12 protein-coding genes are annotated in these 13,988 nt (G+C 76.1%); 6 read left to right on the forward strand and 6 right to left on the reverse strand.

Going from position 1 to position 13,988, the window contains the following annotated elements:
* The 5 genes from CS2_RS15325 to CS2_RS15345 all read right to left on the reverse strand — a co-directional run.
* A partial coding sequence (locus CS2_RS15325; RefSeq protein WP_217997394.1) for a hypothetical protein occupies window positions 1-646 on the reverse strand: 646 nt, incomplete at its 3' end.
* 132 nt (window positions 647-778) lie between these two features.
* Window positions 779-3,325 carry an ABC transporter permease gene (locus CS2_RS15330; RefSeq protein WP_070320637.1) on the reverse strand — a complete coding sequence of 849 codons (2,547 nt, stop codon included), beginning with the start codon at window positions 3,323-3,325 and terminating at the stop codon, window positions 779-781.
* Window positions 3,325-4,161, reverse strand: coding sequence for an ABC transporter ATP-binding protein (locus tag CS2_RS15335; protein ID WP_070320638.1), 837 nt, complete (start codon window positions 4,159-4,161; stop codon window positions 3,325-3,327). Before CS2_RS15335 ends, CS2_RS15330 begins: the two co-directional genes overlap by 1 nt.
* Window positions 4,162-4,310: 149 nt before the next feature.
* Entirely contained in the window at window positions 4,311-5,045 is a 735-nt protein-coding gene (locus CS2_RS15340) for a response regulator (RefSeq protein WP_046528789.1), read from the reverse strand.
* The gene (locus tag CS2_RS15345; protein WP_070320639.1) at window positions 5,042-6,340 is read right to left on the reverse strand and encodes a sensor histidine kinase; all 1,299 of its coding nucleotides are present in this window, start codon (window positions 6,338-6,340) and stop codon (window positions 5,042-5,044) included. The genes CS2_RS15340 and CS2_RS15345 overlap by 4 nt, the downstream gene beginning before the upstream one ends.
* A gap of 195 nt (window positions 6,341-6,535) precedes the next feature.
* On the opposite strand from CS2_RS15345, the gene CS2_RS15350 reads away from it, so the two are divergent.
* The 6 genes from CS2_RS15350 (at window position 6,536) to CS2_RS15375 (ending at window position 12,926) form a co-directional block, all read left to right on the forward strand.
* Window positions 6,536-7,258: a response regulator transcription factor gene (locus CS2_RS15350; protein WP_046528787.1), complete on the forward strand. Its 723-nt coding sequence runs from the start codon at window positions 6,536-6,538 to the stop codon at window positions 7,256-7,258.
* Between the two features lies 1 nt (window position 7,259).
* Window positions 7,260-8,579, forward strand: coding sequence for a sensor histidine kinase (locus CS2_RS15355; RefSeq protein WP_046528786.1), 1,320 nt, complete (start codon window positions 7,260-7,262; stop codon window positions 8,577-8,579).
* A gap of 102 nt (window positions 8,580-8,681) precedes the next feature.
* Window positions 8,682-9,875, forward strand: a complete 1,194-nt coding sequence (gene manA, locus CS2_RS15360) for a mannose-6-phosphate isomerase, class I (RefSeq protein WP_070320640.1) — start codon at window positions 8,682-8,684, stop codon at window positions 9,873-9,875.
* A gap of 48 nt (window positions 9,876-9,923) precedes the next feature.
* Window positions 9,924-11,114 (forward strand): 5-(carboxyamino)imidazole ribonucleotide synthase, encoded by a 1,191-nt coding sequence (locus tag CS2_RS15365; protein WP_082740280.1) that lies wholly within the window; start codon window positions 9,924-9,926, stop codon window positions 11,112-11,114.
* Complete coding sequence (gene purE, locus CS2_RS15370; protein ID WP_070320641.1) at window positions 11,111-11,647, forward strand: 5-(carboxyamino)imidazole ribonucleotide mutase; 537 nt, start codon at window positions 11,111-11,113, stop codon at window positions 11,645-11,647. The genes CS2_RS15365 and purE overlap by 4 nt, the downstream gene beginning before the upstream one ends.
* 76 nt (window positions 11,648-11,723) lie before the next feature.
* Window positions 11,724-12,926 carry an acyltransferase family protein gene (locus CS2_RS15375; RefSeq protein WP_070320642.1) on the forward strand — a complete coding sequence of 401 codons (1,203 nt, stop codon included), beginning with the start codon at window positions 11,724-11,726 and terminating at the stop codon, window positions 12,924-12,926.
* Here CS2_RS15375 and CS2_RS15380 read toward each other — a convergent pair.
* Window positions 12,923-13,988: LCP family protein (locus tag CS2_RS15380; RefSeq protein WP_369691430.1), on the reverse strand; the 1,066-nt coding region annotated here is incomplete at its 5' end. The genes CS2_RS15375 and CS2_RS15380 overlap by 4 nt on opposite strands.

The following is a 13,988-nucleotide window of genomic DNA, read 5'->3' on the forward strand; positions in this document are numbered from 1 at the left end:
GGACCTCGAGGACCGACGCCCCCACGCGGAGCGGGCGGTCGGCGCGCCACGCCGCGCCGCCCGGCGGTCCCGGCAGCCGCCACGCCGACGGGCGCGTCGACGCACCGAGCGTCGTCACGTCCCCGCGCGGGCGCGGACCACGACGGGTGCGGACCCTGACGCGACGCCCGCGACGGCGGACCCGCAGCACCAGGCCGGTGAGCGTCGGGTCGTCGACGACCAGGGCGGCGCCCGGGCCGGGGGGCGTCCGCCAGGTGTGCCGTCGGCCCGGCGTGCTCGGGCCGTGCGGGCCGCGGACCGCGATCTGCGCGCCGTCGGGCAGTGCGAGCACGCGGCCCGCGTCGGGCCCGGCGACGACCGCGACGTGCGCGTCGGCGGCGACGGCCTCGGCCAGCCCGTCGGAGGCCGCGCGTGGGTCGTGCCCACGGGCGAGCCGCGCCCCGGGCAGCAGCGGCGGGGCGCCGACGGGGTGGTCGTCGGCGAGCGCGTGGCCGTCCACCGTCAGCGCGACCCCGGGGCCCGCCCACCCGGCGTCGCCCGTGAGCACCGCGAGGTGGCGTCGCAGGTCGCCCAGCGGCAGACCGGGCAGCACATCGACGTCGAGCTCGTCGGGGCCGTCGAGGGGCGAGGACAGCGAGAGGCGCACGTCGCCAGCGTCGCGCGCGCGGCGTGACGCACCACGGCCCGGTGCGGGACGACGTGGACGACGTCTTCCTGCACCGGGCCGTGGTCGGTTCGGTGCCGCGCCGGGCCCTCCACCCGTCGCGGCACCGGACCCTCAGTCGACGCCGAGGGCCGCCACGGGCGGCGTCCGCGCGGCCGACCGCGCCGGCAGCGCCGAGGCCACGAGCCCCGCCAGCAGCGCGACGACCATGACCACGGCGACGTGCGCCCACGGGACGTGCAGGCGCAGGTCCCCGAACTCGCCGAACACCGTCGCGGCCCCCGCCCAGCCGTAGAGCAGGCCGAGCACCGTGCCGATGAGTGCACCGACACCCGCGATGAGCATGCCCTCGGTCGCGAGCATCCAGCGCAGCCCGCGTCGCGACAGCCCCACGGCACGCAGCGTCGCCGACTCCCGGCGGCGCTCGATCACCGACAGCGACAGCGTGTTCGCGACGCCGACGAGCGCGATGATCACCGCGACGCCCAGCAGCCCGATGACGACCGCGAGCGTCACCTCGATGATCTGCTCGTTGCTCTGCCGCTCCGCGGCCGAGCTCGTCAGCACCACGTCCTGCTCGACGAGCAGGTCGTTCACGTCGAGCAGCGTCCGCGCGGCGTCCGCACCCGGGGACAGCCGCACGAGCACCGAGCTCGCCGCGTCCGGAAGCCCCACGAGGTCGGCCGCCTCGGGCGTCAGCAGCAGGTCGTCGACCCCGCGCGTCGTCACCGGGACGGTCTGCGTCCTGCCGCCCGGGCCCGTCATGGTCGCCGAGGACCCGGTCGCGTCCGCGAACCACGCCGGCACGACGCTGCGGCCCGCGGCGATCGCGTCGGCCGCGGGGGCGTCCCGCAGCAGGTGCGCCGCGCTCGCGTCGACCACGAACGCCTGCACGGGCGCCTCCTTCTCGCTCTGGACGACCGCGCTGCGCGTCGGCACGACCTCGGCGACCCCGTCGACCTCGGCGATCTTGCGCACCATGTCCTCGGGGAACGCCTCGCCGTCGGAGCCCTGCACCACGAGGTCGACGGGCCCGCGCTCGTCGAACTCGCGCGCGAGCGAGACCTGCGCCGACGTCGCGCCCGTGGTCATCATCACCACGAGCGTCACGCCGATGACCAGCGCGGTGCTGGTCGCGGCGGTCCGGCGCGGGTTGCGCACGGTGTTGGCGGCGGCGAGCCGCGCGCTCGTCGAGATCCTGGCGACGGGCCGGCCGACGGCCGACACGACCTTCGGGATCCACAGCGCCGCACCGACCAGCAGCCCGACGAACGACGTCGCACCGCCGAGCACGCCGACGGCCAGCGGCAGCATGCCGTCGACGCCGATGCCCTTGCGCGCGAGCAGGACCGCGCCCACGAGCGCACCCAGGCCGCCCACGGTGAGCAGCAGCGAGAAGCCGAACCGGATCCTGCCCGGGCGCGCCCGCACGCTCGGCGCGTCGGCCGGGCGCAGCGCGGCGACGGGGGCGACGCGGGTCGCGGCACGCGCCGGCACGAACGCCGCGCCCACGGTGACCAGCGTGCCCACCAGGATCGGCAGCAGCACGTTCGCGACCGTCGGGTGCGCGGTCGTGGGCAGCGGGACACCGCCCTGCGAGCGGGCCAGCAGCGACAGCGCGCCCTGCGCGAGCCCGAGACCCAGCAGCACGCCGGTCGCGCTCGCCGCGACCCCGAGGATCGCGGCCTCGAGGAGCACCGACGTGCGCAGCTGCCCGCGGCGCGCGCCGACGCACCGCAGCAGCGCGAGCATGCGCGTGCGCTGCGCGACGAGCACCTGGAACGTGTTCGAGATGACCAGGGCCGCGACCAGCAGCGCGACCGCCGCGAAGCCGAGCACGAGCATCATGATGGCGTTGCCGCCGCCCGTGTACTCCTTGACGGTCTTCTCGGCCGCCTCGTCCCGCGTCAGCACCTCGCCGTCCGGGAACGCGCTCGCGAGCGCCGTGCGCACCTGCTCGACGTCGCCGTCGACGGCCACGGTCATGCCCATGACCGCGAGCTCCGACGGGTCGTCCGCGCCGTTCCAGCGCGCGATGTCCTCGAACGTCGCGAGCCCGGCGCCGCCGTAGCCCGCCCACGCCCCGCGCGGGTCGTCGACCAGTCCGACGAGCGTGAGCTCGTCCGTCATGTCGACGGGCTCCGGGTCGGTCTGCGGCTCGTCGGTCCCGGCGGCGTCGACCGTGTCGGCGGTCTCTGGCCACACCGTCCAGCTCGTGGTCAGGGTGTCGCCGACGCCGACGCCGAGGCGTTCCGCGGTCGGTGCGGGGATCGCGACCTCACCGGGCGCGGCGGGTGCGCGGCCGTCGACGACCTCGACCGACGCGAGCCCGGGGTCGGAGGGTGCGGGCACGACGGTCTGCGAGGCCGTGCGGCGGCCGCTCTCGAAGCGCGCCCAGCTCGCGAGCAGCGGGTCGGCGGCGCGGACGCCGGGGACGTCGCGCACGCGCTCCGCCGCACCGGTGAGCTCACCGGAGTCGGACAGCAGCACGAGGTCCGCCGTGCCGTACCGCGCCGTGATCGAGTCGTACCCGCCACGCGTGATCGCGTCGCCGGCCGCGAGCGTCGCGGTCACGAACGCCGAGCCGAGCACGATGGCGATGCCCGCCGCGACGAGCCGGGGCAGGCTCCGCCGCATCTGGGCGAGGGTGAGGCGCAGCATCAGCGCAGCCCCCCCGCGGGGGCCTGGACCACGGGGGTCGCGCCGGTCGGCGTGCCGGCCGGCGCCTCGAGCACGCGCAGGCCCTCGAGGCCCGCGAGCACCGACTCGGGCGTCGGGTCGGCGATGTCGCCGGCGATGCGGCCGTCGGCGAGCAGGAGCACGCGGTCGGCGTACGCGGCGGCCGTCGGGTCGTGCGTCACCATGATGATCGTGCGGCCCAGCTCGCGCACCGAGCGGCGCAGGAAGCTCAGCACCTCGGCGCCCGAGCGGGAGTCGAGGTTGCCGGTCGGCTCGTCCGCGAACACGACCTCGGGCTGCGTGATCAGCGCGCGCGCGATCGCGACGCGCTGCTGCTGACCGCCGGACAGCTCGCTCGGCCGGTGCGTGAGCCGCTGCTGCAGCCCGAGGGTCGCGACGAGCGTGTCGAACCACGCCTTGTCGGGCTTGCGGCCCGCCAGGTCGAGCGGCAGCACGATGTTCTGCTCGGCCGTGAGCATGGGCAGCAGGTTGAACGACTGGAAGACGAAGCCCACGCGGTCGCGGCGCAGACGCGTCAGCGCGTCGTCGTTGAGCGACGTGATCTCGGTCTGCCCGAGGTGCACCGCGCCGGACGTCGCGTCGTCGAGCCCCGCCATCAGGTGCATGAGCGTGGACTTGCCCGAGCCCGACGGGCCCATGATCGCGGTGAACGCGCCCGTGGCGAAGTCGACGTCGACGCCGTCGAGCGCACGCACGGCCGACGCGCCGGACCCGTAGACCTTGGTGAGCGCACGGGCACGGGACGCGGGGGTGCCGTCGGCCGGCCGGTCGAGCGGGCGGGGGGCGGAGGTGTCCAACGGGGTGCTCCTGTCTCGAAGGTGTGCACCCAGCCTCGCGTCCGACGACCCCGAGGCGCGTCCCGCCGTGGGTGGGTCCTGCGGCCGACCCCGTCATCCCACGGCCGCACGGGCGGTGCGACCAGGGGGCGGACCTGCGGCCCCGCGGGTCAGGCCCCGGGCCGGACCAGCCCGGTCTCGTACGCGGTGACGACCGCCTGCACGCGGTCGCGCGCGCCGAGCTTGGCGAGGATGCGGCCCACGTGCGTCTTGACCGTCGCCTCGGCGACGTACAGGTCCTGCCCGATCTCGGTGTTCGAGCGGCCGCGCGCCATGAGCACGAGCACCTCGCGCTCGCGGTCCGTCAGCTGTGCGACCGCCTGGTGCGCGGGGTGGTCCGCCGCGGCCGCCTCGTCCTCGGGCAGCGCCGTGACCAGGTGCTCGAGGAGCCGGCGCGTGCTCGACGGCGCGATCACGGCGTCGCCGCGGTGCACGGTCCGGATCGCCGCCAGCATCTCCTCGGGCGGTGCGTCCTTCAGCAGGAAGCCGCTCGCGCCGGCGCGGATCGCGGCGAGCACGTACTCGTCGAGGTCGAACGTCGTGAGCACGATGACCTTGGGGGCCGGCAGCTCGGGCGTCGCCCTCGCCACGATGCGCTCGGTCGCCTCGAGGCCGTCCATCGCGGGCATGCGGACGTCCATGAGCACGACGTCGACGGGCCCGGTCGCGGTGCGCGCCGCCGGGTCCAGCGCGCGCACGGCCTGCGCGCCGTCACCCGCCTCGACGACGACCTCGAGGTCGGGCTGCGAGTCGATGACCATGCGGAAGCCCGCGCGGACGAGCTGCTGGTCGTCGACGAGCGCGACGCGGACGGGCGGGACGGTGCCGCTGCTCGGGGTGCTCACGAGGGGGATCCTCCCGCAGGTGTCGTGGTGGGCTCGCCCGGCGCGCCGGGTGTGGGCAGCGTCGCACGCACGCGGAACCCGCCGCCGGGGCGGGGCCCCGCGGTGACGGTGCCGCCGAACATCGTCGCGCGCTCGCGCATCCCGAGCAGCCCCTGCCCGAGCCCGTCGGTGCCGGCCGACGCCCCGCGGCCGTCGTCGCTGACCTCGAGCGCGACGGCCGTGGGCTGCCACTGCAGCATGACCGTCACGGACGGGTCGGGGCCGGCGTGCTTGAGGATGTTGGTGAGGGACTCCTGCGCGATCCGGTAGATCGTCAGCCCCGCACCGGGCGGCAGGTGGCGCGGCTGCCCCAGCCGCACGTGGGAGATGCGCATGCCGCTCGCGCGCATCTGCGCGACGAGCTGCTCGACGTCCTCGACCGAGGGCTGGGGCGTCACGGTGGCGGTCGAGGCGCGCACGTCGGGCGCGTCGTCGGCGGTCGCGGTCGGCAGGACGCCGGGGGCGCCCGCCGTCGCGGGTGCCGGGGCCTCGCGGAGCACGCCCAGCAGGCGGCGCATGTCGGTCAGCGCGGCGCGGCCCGTCTCGGCGATCGTGCCGAGCGCGCGCGTCGCCGCGTCGGGGTCGTGCACGGCCGCGTACCGGCCGCCGTCGGACTGCGCGATGATCACCGAGAGGCTGTGCGCCACGATGTCGTGCATCTCGCGCGCGATGCGCGCGCGCTCGGCGGCCGTGGCGATGATCGCCTGCTGGTCGCGCTCGACCTCGAGCCGCTGCGCGCGGTCGACGAGCGCCTCGAGGTGCTCGCGACGGCTGCGCCGGACGAGACCGAACGCCCACGCGACGAGGAACAGGCTGCCCGCGAACATCGCGATGAACACGGCGATGCCGGGGGAGTACGGCATGCCGATCATGCCGCCCAGGACCGCCGACCCCACGAGTGCTCCCGCCATGGCGGTGCGGTGCGCCCAGCGCGGGCCGTGCAGCGCTGCCGAGTACAGCGCGAAGGGCACCACGAAGTCCGTCGGGACCATCGGGACCCGCGCGACCAGGTGCAGCAGCGCGCACGTGTAGACGATCGCGACGGACGCCGCGGGGCGGGTGCGGCGCCAGGCCAGCGGCACGACCATGCCGAACGTGCTCAGCGAGACGACGAACGCGGGCAGGTCCGACAGCTGGTTCGCCACGAGCCCGATCGACGGCGGCACCAGGACCACCGTGAGCAGGGCCGCCATCGTGAGGTCGACGCCGAAGCGGTGCTGGTCCTCCCACTGCCACATCCGGTCCCACCACGACATCCCACGAGCGTAGGCGGCGTCACGGCCGCGGTCGTGCGCCCGCGGGCTGATCGTGCGGCCGGGCGGCGTCCGTCCACGGGTGCAGCGGGCGCGGCGGCGACGCGGGCCGCGGCCGGCGTCGCGGCGTGGATCCTCTCGGCGCGTCGGGGACCTGGGGCTGGCGGGAGAGGGGAGTACGTGACCTAGCATGGCGGAATGACCCAGGTGCTGCTGGCCGAGGACGACCCCGCGATTGCCGAGCCTTTGGCGCGCGCGCTGGGGCGTGAAGGCTACGACGTGCGCGTGCAAGGAACGGGTCAAGGCGCGATCGACGGTGCGGCGGGCGCCGACCTCGTCGTCCTCGACCTCGGGCTGCCCGACATGGACGGCCTCGACGTCGCCCGGGCGATCCGGGCGCAGGGGCTGACGACGCCGGTCCTGGTCCTGACGGCCCGCGCGGACGAGGTCGACCTCGTCGTGGGCCTCGACGCGGGCGCCGACGACTACGTGACCAAGCCGTTCCGGCTCGCCGAGCTCCTCGCCCGCGTGCGGGCGCTGCTGCGGCGCACGGTCGGCGACCCGGCCGACGAGGACGAGCTGCACGCGCAGGACGTGCGCGTCGACGTCGCGGCCCACCGCGCGTTCCAGGGCGAGCGCGAGCTGCACCTCACCGCCAAGGAGTTCGACCTGCTGCGCGTGCTCGTGGCCGCGGCGGGCACGGTCGTCGCGCGCGAGACGCTCATGCGCGAGGTGTGGGGCTCCGACCCGACCGGGTCGACCAAGACCCTCGACATGCACGTGTCGTGGCTGCGGCGCAAGCTCGGCGACGACGCGAACGCCCCGCGCTACGTGACGACCGTGCGCGGCATGGGCTTCCGCTTCGAGACCGGCGGCGCCGCGCCCGAGGTCGCGCCGCCGGGCCCGTTCGACCAGGTCTGACGTGCGTCGTCGGGTCCTGCAGGCGACCATCGCGGCGGTGACCGTCGCGGTCGTGCTGCTCGGCTTCCCGCTGGCCTTCCTGGGGGCGCAGCTGGTGCGGGAGAACGAGGTGCGCAACCTCGAGGTCCGCGCGGTCTCGGTCGCACGGACCGTCGACTTCCGCGTCGAGCGCGAGATCGCGCTGTCCAACCGCATGCTCGAGCCGTACACCGGCGGCGGGGGCGACATCGCCGCGACCGTCGTCGTGCGCACGGCCGACGGCGAGACGTACCGGGCCGGTCCGGCGGTCGACGGGCGGCGGCTCACGGTCCAGGACACGTCCGACACGGGCGCGACCGTCCTGCTGTACGTCTCCTGGTGGGACGTCTTCTGGCCGTCGGTGCAGGTCATCGCGCTGGTCGTGGTCGCGGCGGTGGTCGCGTTCGCCGCGGGCATCGCGATGGCGATCTGGCAGGCCAACCGGCTCGCCGCGCCGCTCGTGTACCTCGCGGCGTCCGCCGAGCAGCTGGGGTCCGGGCAGGTGCGGCCCCAGCTCGAGCCGTCGGGCGTCGAGGAGATCGACCTCGTGGCCGCCGAGCTCGCGCGCAGCGCCGACCGCATGGCCGGCCGGCTCGCCGCCGAGCGGCAGTTCGCGTCCGACGCGTCGCACCAGCTGCGCACGCCGCTGACCGCGCTGTCGATGCGGCTCGAGGAGATCATGCTCGCGGCGGGCGAGGAGGAGGTCCGCGAGGAGGCGCGCATCTCCCTCGAGCAGGTCGAGCGCCTCGTGCGCGTGGTCGACGACCTGCTGGCCAGCTCGCGCCGCGCGCAGGGCGGCACCACCGAGGCGGTGCCGCTCGTCGAGGTCGTGCACCAGCAGGAGGAGGAGTGGGCGCCCACCTTCGCGGCGGCCGGGCGTCGTCTCGTGGTCGACGTCGACCCGTCGACGCAGGTGCTCGCGACCCCGGGCGCGCTCGCGCAGGTGCTCGCGACGCTCATCGAGAACTCGCTCAAGCACGGGGACGGCACCACGACGGTGCGGGCGCGCGCCGGCGGGTCGTCCCACGCGGTGGTGGTCGAGGTCGGCGACGAGGGCGCGGGCGTGCCCGACGACCTCGCGTCCCGCATCTTCGAGCGCGACGTCACCTCGGGGGCCGGCACGGGTCTCGGGCTCGCGCTCGCGCGCGACCTGGCGAACGCCGACGGTGGCCGGCTCGAGCTCGCGCAGCGCCGCCCGGCCGTGTTCGCGCTGTTCCTGTCAGGCGTGCCGGCGTCGTTGCGTCCCGACGTGGTGCTCCCGCGCGGCGCGGTCGTGTCGGTGCGTCGCGACCGCCGTCGGTGAGGGTGAAACGGGCAAAACGGGTCACACCGCGCGGTCGTCGGCGCGCTTCGCGGCTAGGCTCCCTGGCACGTCGTCAGGACGTCGCCGTGAGGAGGGGGATCCGTGCAGGAGCTCGCACCGTCGTTCCAGACCTACGCCTGGGGGTCGTCGACGGCCATCCCGGAGGCGCTCGGGACCGCTCCCGACGGCGGCCCGGTCGCCGAGGCGTGGTTCGGCGGCCACCCGTCCGCGCCGTCGCTCGTCGGCGGCCCCGCGGGTGAGCCGCTCGACGTCGCGATCGCGCAGGACCCGGCTGCGCTGCTCGGCCCCGACGTGGCGTCGCGGTTCGGTCCGCAGCTCCCGTTCCTCCTCAAGCTGATCGCCGCGGCACGTCCGCTGTCGTTGCAGGTGCACCCGAGCATCGAGCTCGCGCAGGACGGGTACGGGCGTGAGGACGCGCGCGGCGTCGCGCTCGACGACCCGCGGCGTGCGTACCGGGACCGCAACCACAAGCCGGAGCTCGTGTACGCGCTCTCGCCCTTCGAGGCGCTCGTGGGGTTCCGCGCACCTCGTCGGACCGCCGAGATCCTGCGCGGGCTCGACCACCCCGTCGCGCGGCAGCTGCACAAGACCGTGACCGCCGACCCGACGCCGTCCGGGGTCCGCGAGGCGTTCACGCGGCTCGTCGGCGAGGGCACGCGCCCGACGCCCCGCGAGGTCTCCGAGCTCGCCGACGAGTTCCGTGCGCGCCTCGTCGCCGGCTCGCCGTCGCCGCGCACCGACCGCGCGGTCGACGTGCTCGAGCGTGCCTACCCCGGCGACCCCGGCGCGGTGACCGCGGTCCTGCTCAACCCGGTCTCGCTGCGCCCGGGAGAGGCCCTGTTCGTCCCGGCCGGCGCCGTGCACGCCTACCTCGACGGCTTCGCGGTCGAGATCATGGCGAACTCCGACAACGTGCTGCGCGCGGGCCTGACGTCCAAGCACGTCGACATCCCCGAGCTGCTGCGCGCCGTCGACTGCGTGGCCGCGCCGCCCATCCGCATCGCGCCCGAGCGCGTCTACGACGCGACCGAGGTGTACTACGTGCCGGTCGACGACTTCGAGCTCTCGGTGACGCAGGTGCCGGGCGGTGGCGTCGTCCGCCTCCCCGGCGTCGGGCCGCGCGTCGTCGTCTGCCTCGAGGGCGACGTCGTGCTGCGGTCCGCCGCGGGTGCCGAGCTCGCCCTGCACGCCGGGCGCGCGGCCTTCGTGCCGGCCGCGGACGGTGCGCTCGTCGTCGCCGGCCACGGTCGCGTCGTCCAGGGCTCGGTGCCCTGACGTGGACGCGGACGGCGCGGCGCGCGGCAGCGACTAGGCTCTGCGCCCGTGACTCCTCCGACCGTGGCCGTCGTCGGCGGCGGGCAGCTCGCCCGCATGATGGCGGGCCCCGCGACGGCGCTCGGGCTGCACCTGCGGGTCCTGGCCGAATCCGCCGACGGGTCCGCGGCGCAGGCCGTGGCGGACGCCCCGGTCGGCGCGGCCGCCGACCTGGACGCCGTCCTGGCCCTCGTCGAGGGCGCTCACGTCCTCACGTTCGAGCACGAGCACGTCCCCGCACCGGTGCTGGCCGCCGTGGCCGCACGCGGCGTGCCGGTCCACCCCGGGCCGGACGCCCTCGTGCACGCGCAGGACAAGGTCGTCATGCGGCGGCGCCTCACCGCGCTCGGGGTGCCGTGCCCCCGCTGGGCGCCCGTCGCCGACGTCGCCGACCTCGAGCGCTTCCGCGCCGCGTCGGGCGGCCGTGCCGTGGTGAAGACCGCGCGGGGCGGGTACGACGGCAAGGGCGTCCGGGTCGTCGACGCCGGCCCGCTGCCCGACGACGTCCTCGCCTGGTGCGCCGCGGCGGCCGACGGCACCGGCCCGGCGCTGCTCGCCGAGGAGCTCGTCCCGTTCACGCGCGAGCTCGCGGTGCTGGTCGCGCGCACACCGTCGGGCCGGAGCGCCGTGTGGCCGGTCGTCGAGTCCCTCCAGCGCGACGGCGTGTGCGCCGAGGTCGTGGCGCCCGCGCCGGACCTCGACCCGGCCACCGCGGCGCAGGCCGAGCGCGTCGCGCGCACGGTCGCGGACGGGCTCGGGGTGACCGGCGTCCTCGCGGTCGAGCTGTTCGAGGTGGCCGACCCCGACGGCGGTGCGCCGCAGGTGCTCGTGAACGAGCTCGCGATGCGCCCCCACAACTCGGGTCACTGGACGATGGACGGCGCCGTCACCGGCCAGTTCGAGCAGCACCTGCGTGCCGTCCTCGACCTGCCGCTCGGGGACGTGACGCCGCGGGCGCGCTGGACGGTCATGGCGAACGTGCTCGGCAGCGCGCTCGAGGACCCGACCGACGCGCTCGCCGACGTGCTCGGCGCGGACCCGGGCGCGCGCGTCCACCTGTACGGCAAGCAGGTCCGCCCGGGCCGCAAGCTCGGGCACGTCAACGTGTCCGGCGACGACCTGGACGACGTGCGCGCACGCGCGCGCGCCGCTGCCGCGCGACTGCGCGGCGAGCGACCCCGGAACGGAGGCGCGGCATGAGCGAGGCACCCCTCGTCGGTGTGGTCATGGGATCGGACTCGGACTGGCCGGTGATGTCGGCGGCCGTCGACGCGCTCGCCGAGTTCGGCGTGCCGGTCGAGGTCGACGTCGTGTCGGCGCACCGGCAGCCTGACAAGATGGTCGCGTACGGGCGGGACGCCGCCGGACGCGGCCTGCGCGTCCTCGTCGCCGGCGCGGGCGGGGCGGCGCACCTGCCGGGCATGCTGGCCGCCGTGACGCCCCTGCCCGTGGTCGGGGTCCCGGTGCCCCTCGCGCACCTCGACGGCATGGACTCCCTGCTGTCGATCGTGCAGATGCCGGCCGGCGTGCCGGTCGCGACCGTCTCGGTCGGCGGGGCGCGCAACGCCGGCCTGCTGGCGGTGCGGATCCTCGCCGCCGGCACCGGCTCGCAGGCCGAGCGGCTCCGGGACGCGATGACGGACTTCCAGGACGGCCTGCGTGCGCAGGCCGACGCGAAGGGCGAGCGGCTCCGCGCGCGGGCTGCGGGACCCGCGACCGGCTTCACCGCCTGACCCGACGCGCCGCCGGTCCGCGTGACCGCTGGACGTTCGACCTGCGGACCCGGCGTGCCGCACCTACCGTCGGTGGGTGGTACTCGCACCGACCGCCGCGTCGACGGGCGCTCCCGCCGCTCCGTCGCCGCCGGCGCGCCTCGTCTCGCTCGACCTGCTGCGCCTCGTCGCCGCCGTCGGCGTCGTCGTCTACCACTTCACGGCGCGCCGCACGTCGGCGTGGGGCGACGCGCAGCCCGACCTCGTGCCCGACGTGGTGACCAGGTGGGCGTCCTACGGGTCGCTGGGACCGGAGCTCTTCTTCGTCATCTCCGGTTTCGTCATCCTCATGACCGCGTGGGGCCGCACGACGGTCGCCGTCGTCGCCTCGCGGATCGGACGGCTGTACCCGTCGTACTGGGTGGCGGTGCTGCTGACCGGGGCGCTGCTGCTCCTCGTCTGGCCCGAGGGCAAGCACGTGACCCCCGGGCAGGTCGCGGCGAACCTCACGATGCTCCAGGCGGTCGTGGGGGTCGACCACGTCGACGGCGTCTACTGGACGCTGTGGGCCGAGCTGAGGTTCTACCTGCTCATGGGGCTCCTGGTCCTGGTGGGTGTGACGCGGCGCCGGGTCCTGACGGTCGCGCTGCTGTGGCCGCCCGTCGCGCTGCTCGTCCAGCGGCTCGGCGCCGCCGACCTGGCCGAGCTGCTCGTGAGCGACTACGCGCCGCTGTTCGCCGCCGGCATGGCGCTCTACCTCGTGCACCGCGACGGGCACGCGGTCGCGCCGTGGCTGGTCGTGGTCGTGAACACGGCGCTCGCGGTCGTGCTGCGCACCCCGGTGACGGTGCGGGGGCTCGAGCACACCACGGGCGTGGTCCCGTCGACGGCGGGCGTCGCGGCCGCGCTCGCCGCGTGCGTCGTGCTCGTCGCGGTCGTCGCCGTCGTCCCCCTGCCGCGGCTGGACCGCACGTGGCTCGTGAGCGCCGCCGCTCTCACCTACCCGGTGTACCTGGTGCACCAGTACTGGGGGCTGTGGCTGATCTCGCGGACGGTCGAGCACGTGCCCGCGTGGCTGGCGGTGCTCGCCGCGGTCGCGTTCTCGTTCGGGCTCGCCTGGGTCGTGCACCGTCTCGTCGAGGCGCGGTGGGCACCGGTGCTGCGGCGGCGCGTCGAGGCGGCCCTCACCCGGGGTCGGGACGCGCTCCTCGCACGCCTGAACGCCGGCCCGAGGGTCCTCGGTGCCGCTGCCGGCGGGGCGGGCCGGGCGGTGCGTCGAGCGCCGCGGTCCGGCGCCTAGGACCCGGGCGGCCCCCCGACCTGGCCCGGGGGCAGCGTGCCGTCACGCAGGGCGACGAAGAAGTCGGGCGCGCGGTCCGGGTCGAGCAGGACGGTCGAGCCGACGTTGCCGGGTCGGTAGTCCATGCTCGCGATCGGCGGCGTGCCGGTGACGCCCCCCTCGGCGTTGGCGTCACGGAACGCGAGGGCGAGCCGGGCGACGTCGAGGACGTCGGCCTGCTCGTCGAACGTCATCGCCCCCGTGCCCGCCTCCGCGAGCGAGACCTGCGCACGCGGGTCGAAGGCCAACGAGCGCGGGCTGACCTTGCCCATCACGGCACCGATGAGCTGGCGCTGGCGCAGCGCACGTCCGACGTCGCCCGTCGGGTCGGACTTGCGCATGCGCGCGAACGCCAGGGCGGCGGTCCCGTCCACGTCGTGGCACCCCGCGGTCCACACCATGCCCGAGTCCGCGTCGTTCACGTCGGCGTCGTAGCAGAGGTTCACACCCCCGACCGCGTCGACGAGGTGCGCGACCCCGCCCATGCCGATCTCCACGTAGTGGTCGACCGTGAGACCCGTCAGGCCCTCGACGGTCTGCACGAGCAGCGGCGCGCCGCCCCAGGCGAAGGCGGCGTTGAGCTTGGACGCGCCGTGCCCGGGGATGTCGACGTAGGTGTCGCGGGGCAGCGAGATCAGCGCCGTCGGACCGTCGGCCGGCACGTGCAGCAGCAGGATGGTGTCCGTCCGCTGCCCTTCCGTGCCGTCGTCGGCCACGCCGCCGTCGTCCCCACGCGCGTCGGAGCCGGCGAGCAGGTACGTCGTCCCGGGGGTGTCGGGCGCACCGGACAGGGCCGGCGTGTGCTGCAGGCGTCCGTTCGCCCAGACGAGCAGGCCGACCGGCCAGGCGACGAGGACGACGAGCACCACGACGGCCACCAGCGCGGTGACGCGACGACCGCGGCGGCGGTGCGAGGCGCCGACAGGAGGTGCGGTGCGCGGGCCGGTCGGCGACGGGCGGGGCCCCGCGGGCCGGACGGACGGCCCGGCGGCGGGCCGGGTGGCCGTGGCGGCACGCGGCGCG

This window comes from Cellulomonas iranensis NBRC 101100 = JCM 18110, from assembly GCF_001552375.1.
Lineage (GTDB): Bacteria > Actinomycetota > Actinomycetes > Actinomycetales > Cellulomonadaceae > Cellulomonas > Cellulomonas iranensis.

What these genes read in the sequence shown, in the direction of transcription:
- purE (WP_070320641.1), top strand. Translation starts at nt 11,111, where the DNA reads ATGAGCGAGGCACCCCTCGTCGGTGTGGTCATGGGATCGGACTCGGAC.
- CS2_RS15345 (WP_070320639.1), bottom strand. Translation starts at nt 6,340, where the DNA reads ATGTCGTGGTGGGACCGGATGTGGCAGTGGGAGGACCAGCACCGCTTC.
- CS2_RS15330 (WP_070320637.1), bottom strand. Translation starts at nt 3,325, where the DNA reads ATGCTGCGCCTCACCCTCGCCCAGATGCGGCGGAGCCTGCCCCGGCTC.
- CS2_RS15350 (WP_046528787.1), top strand. Translation starts at nt 6,536, where the DNA reads ATGACCCAGGTGCTGCTGGCCGAGGACGACCCCGCGATTGCCGAGCCT.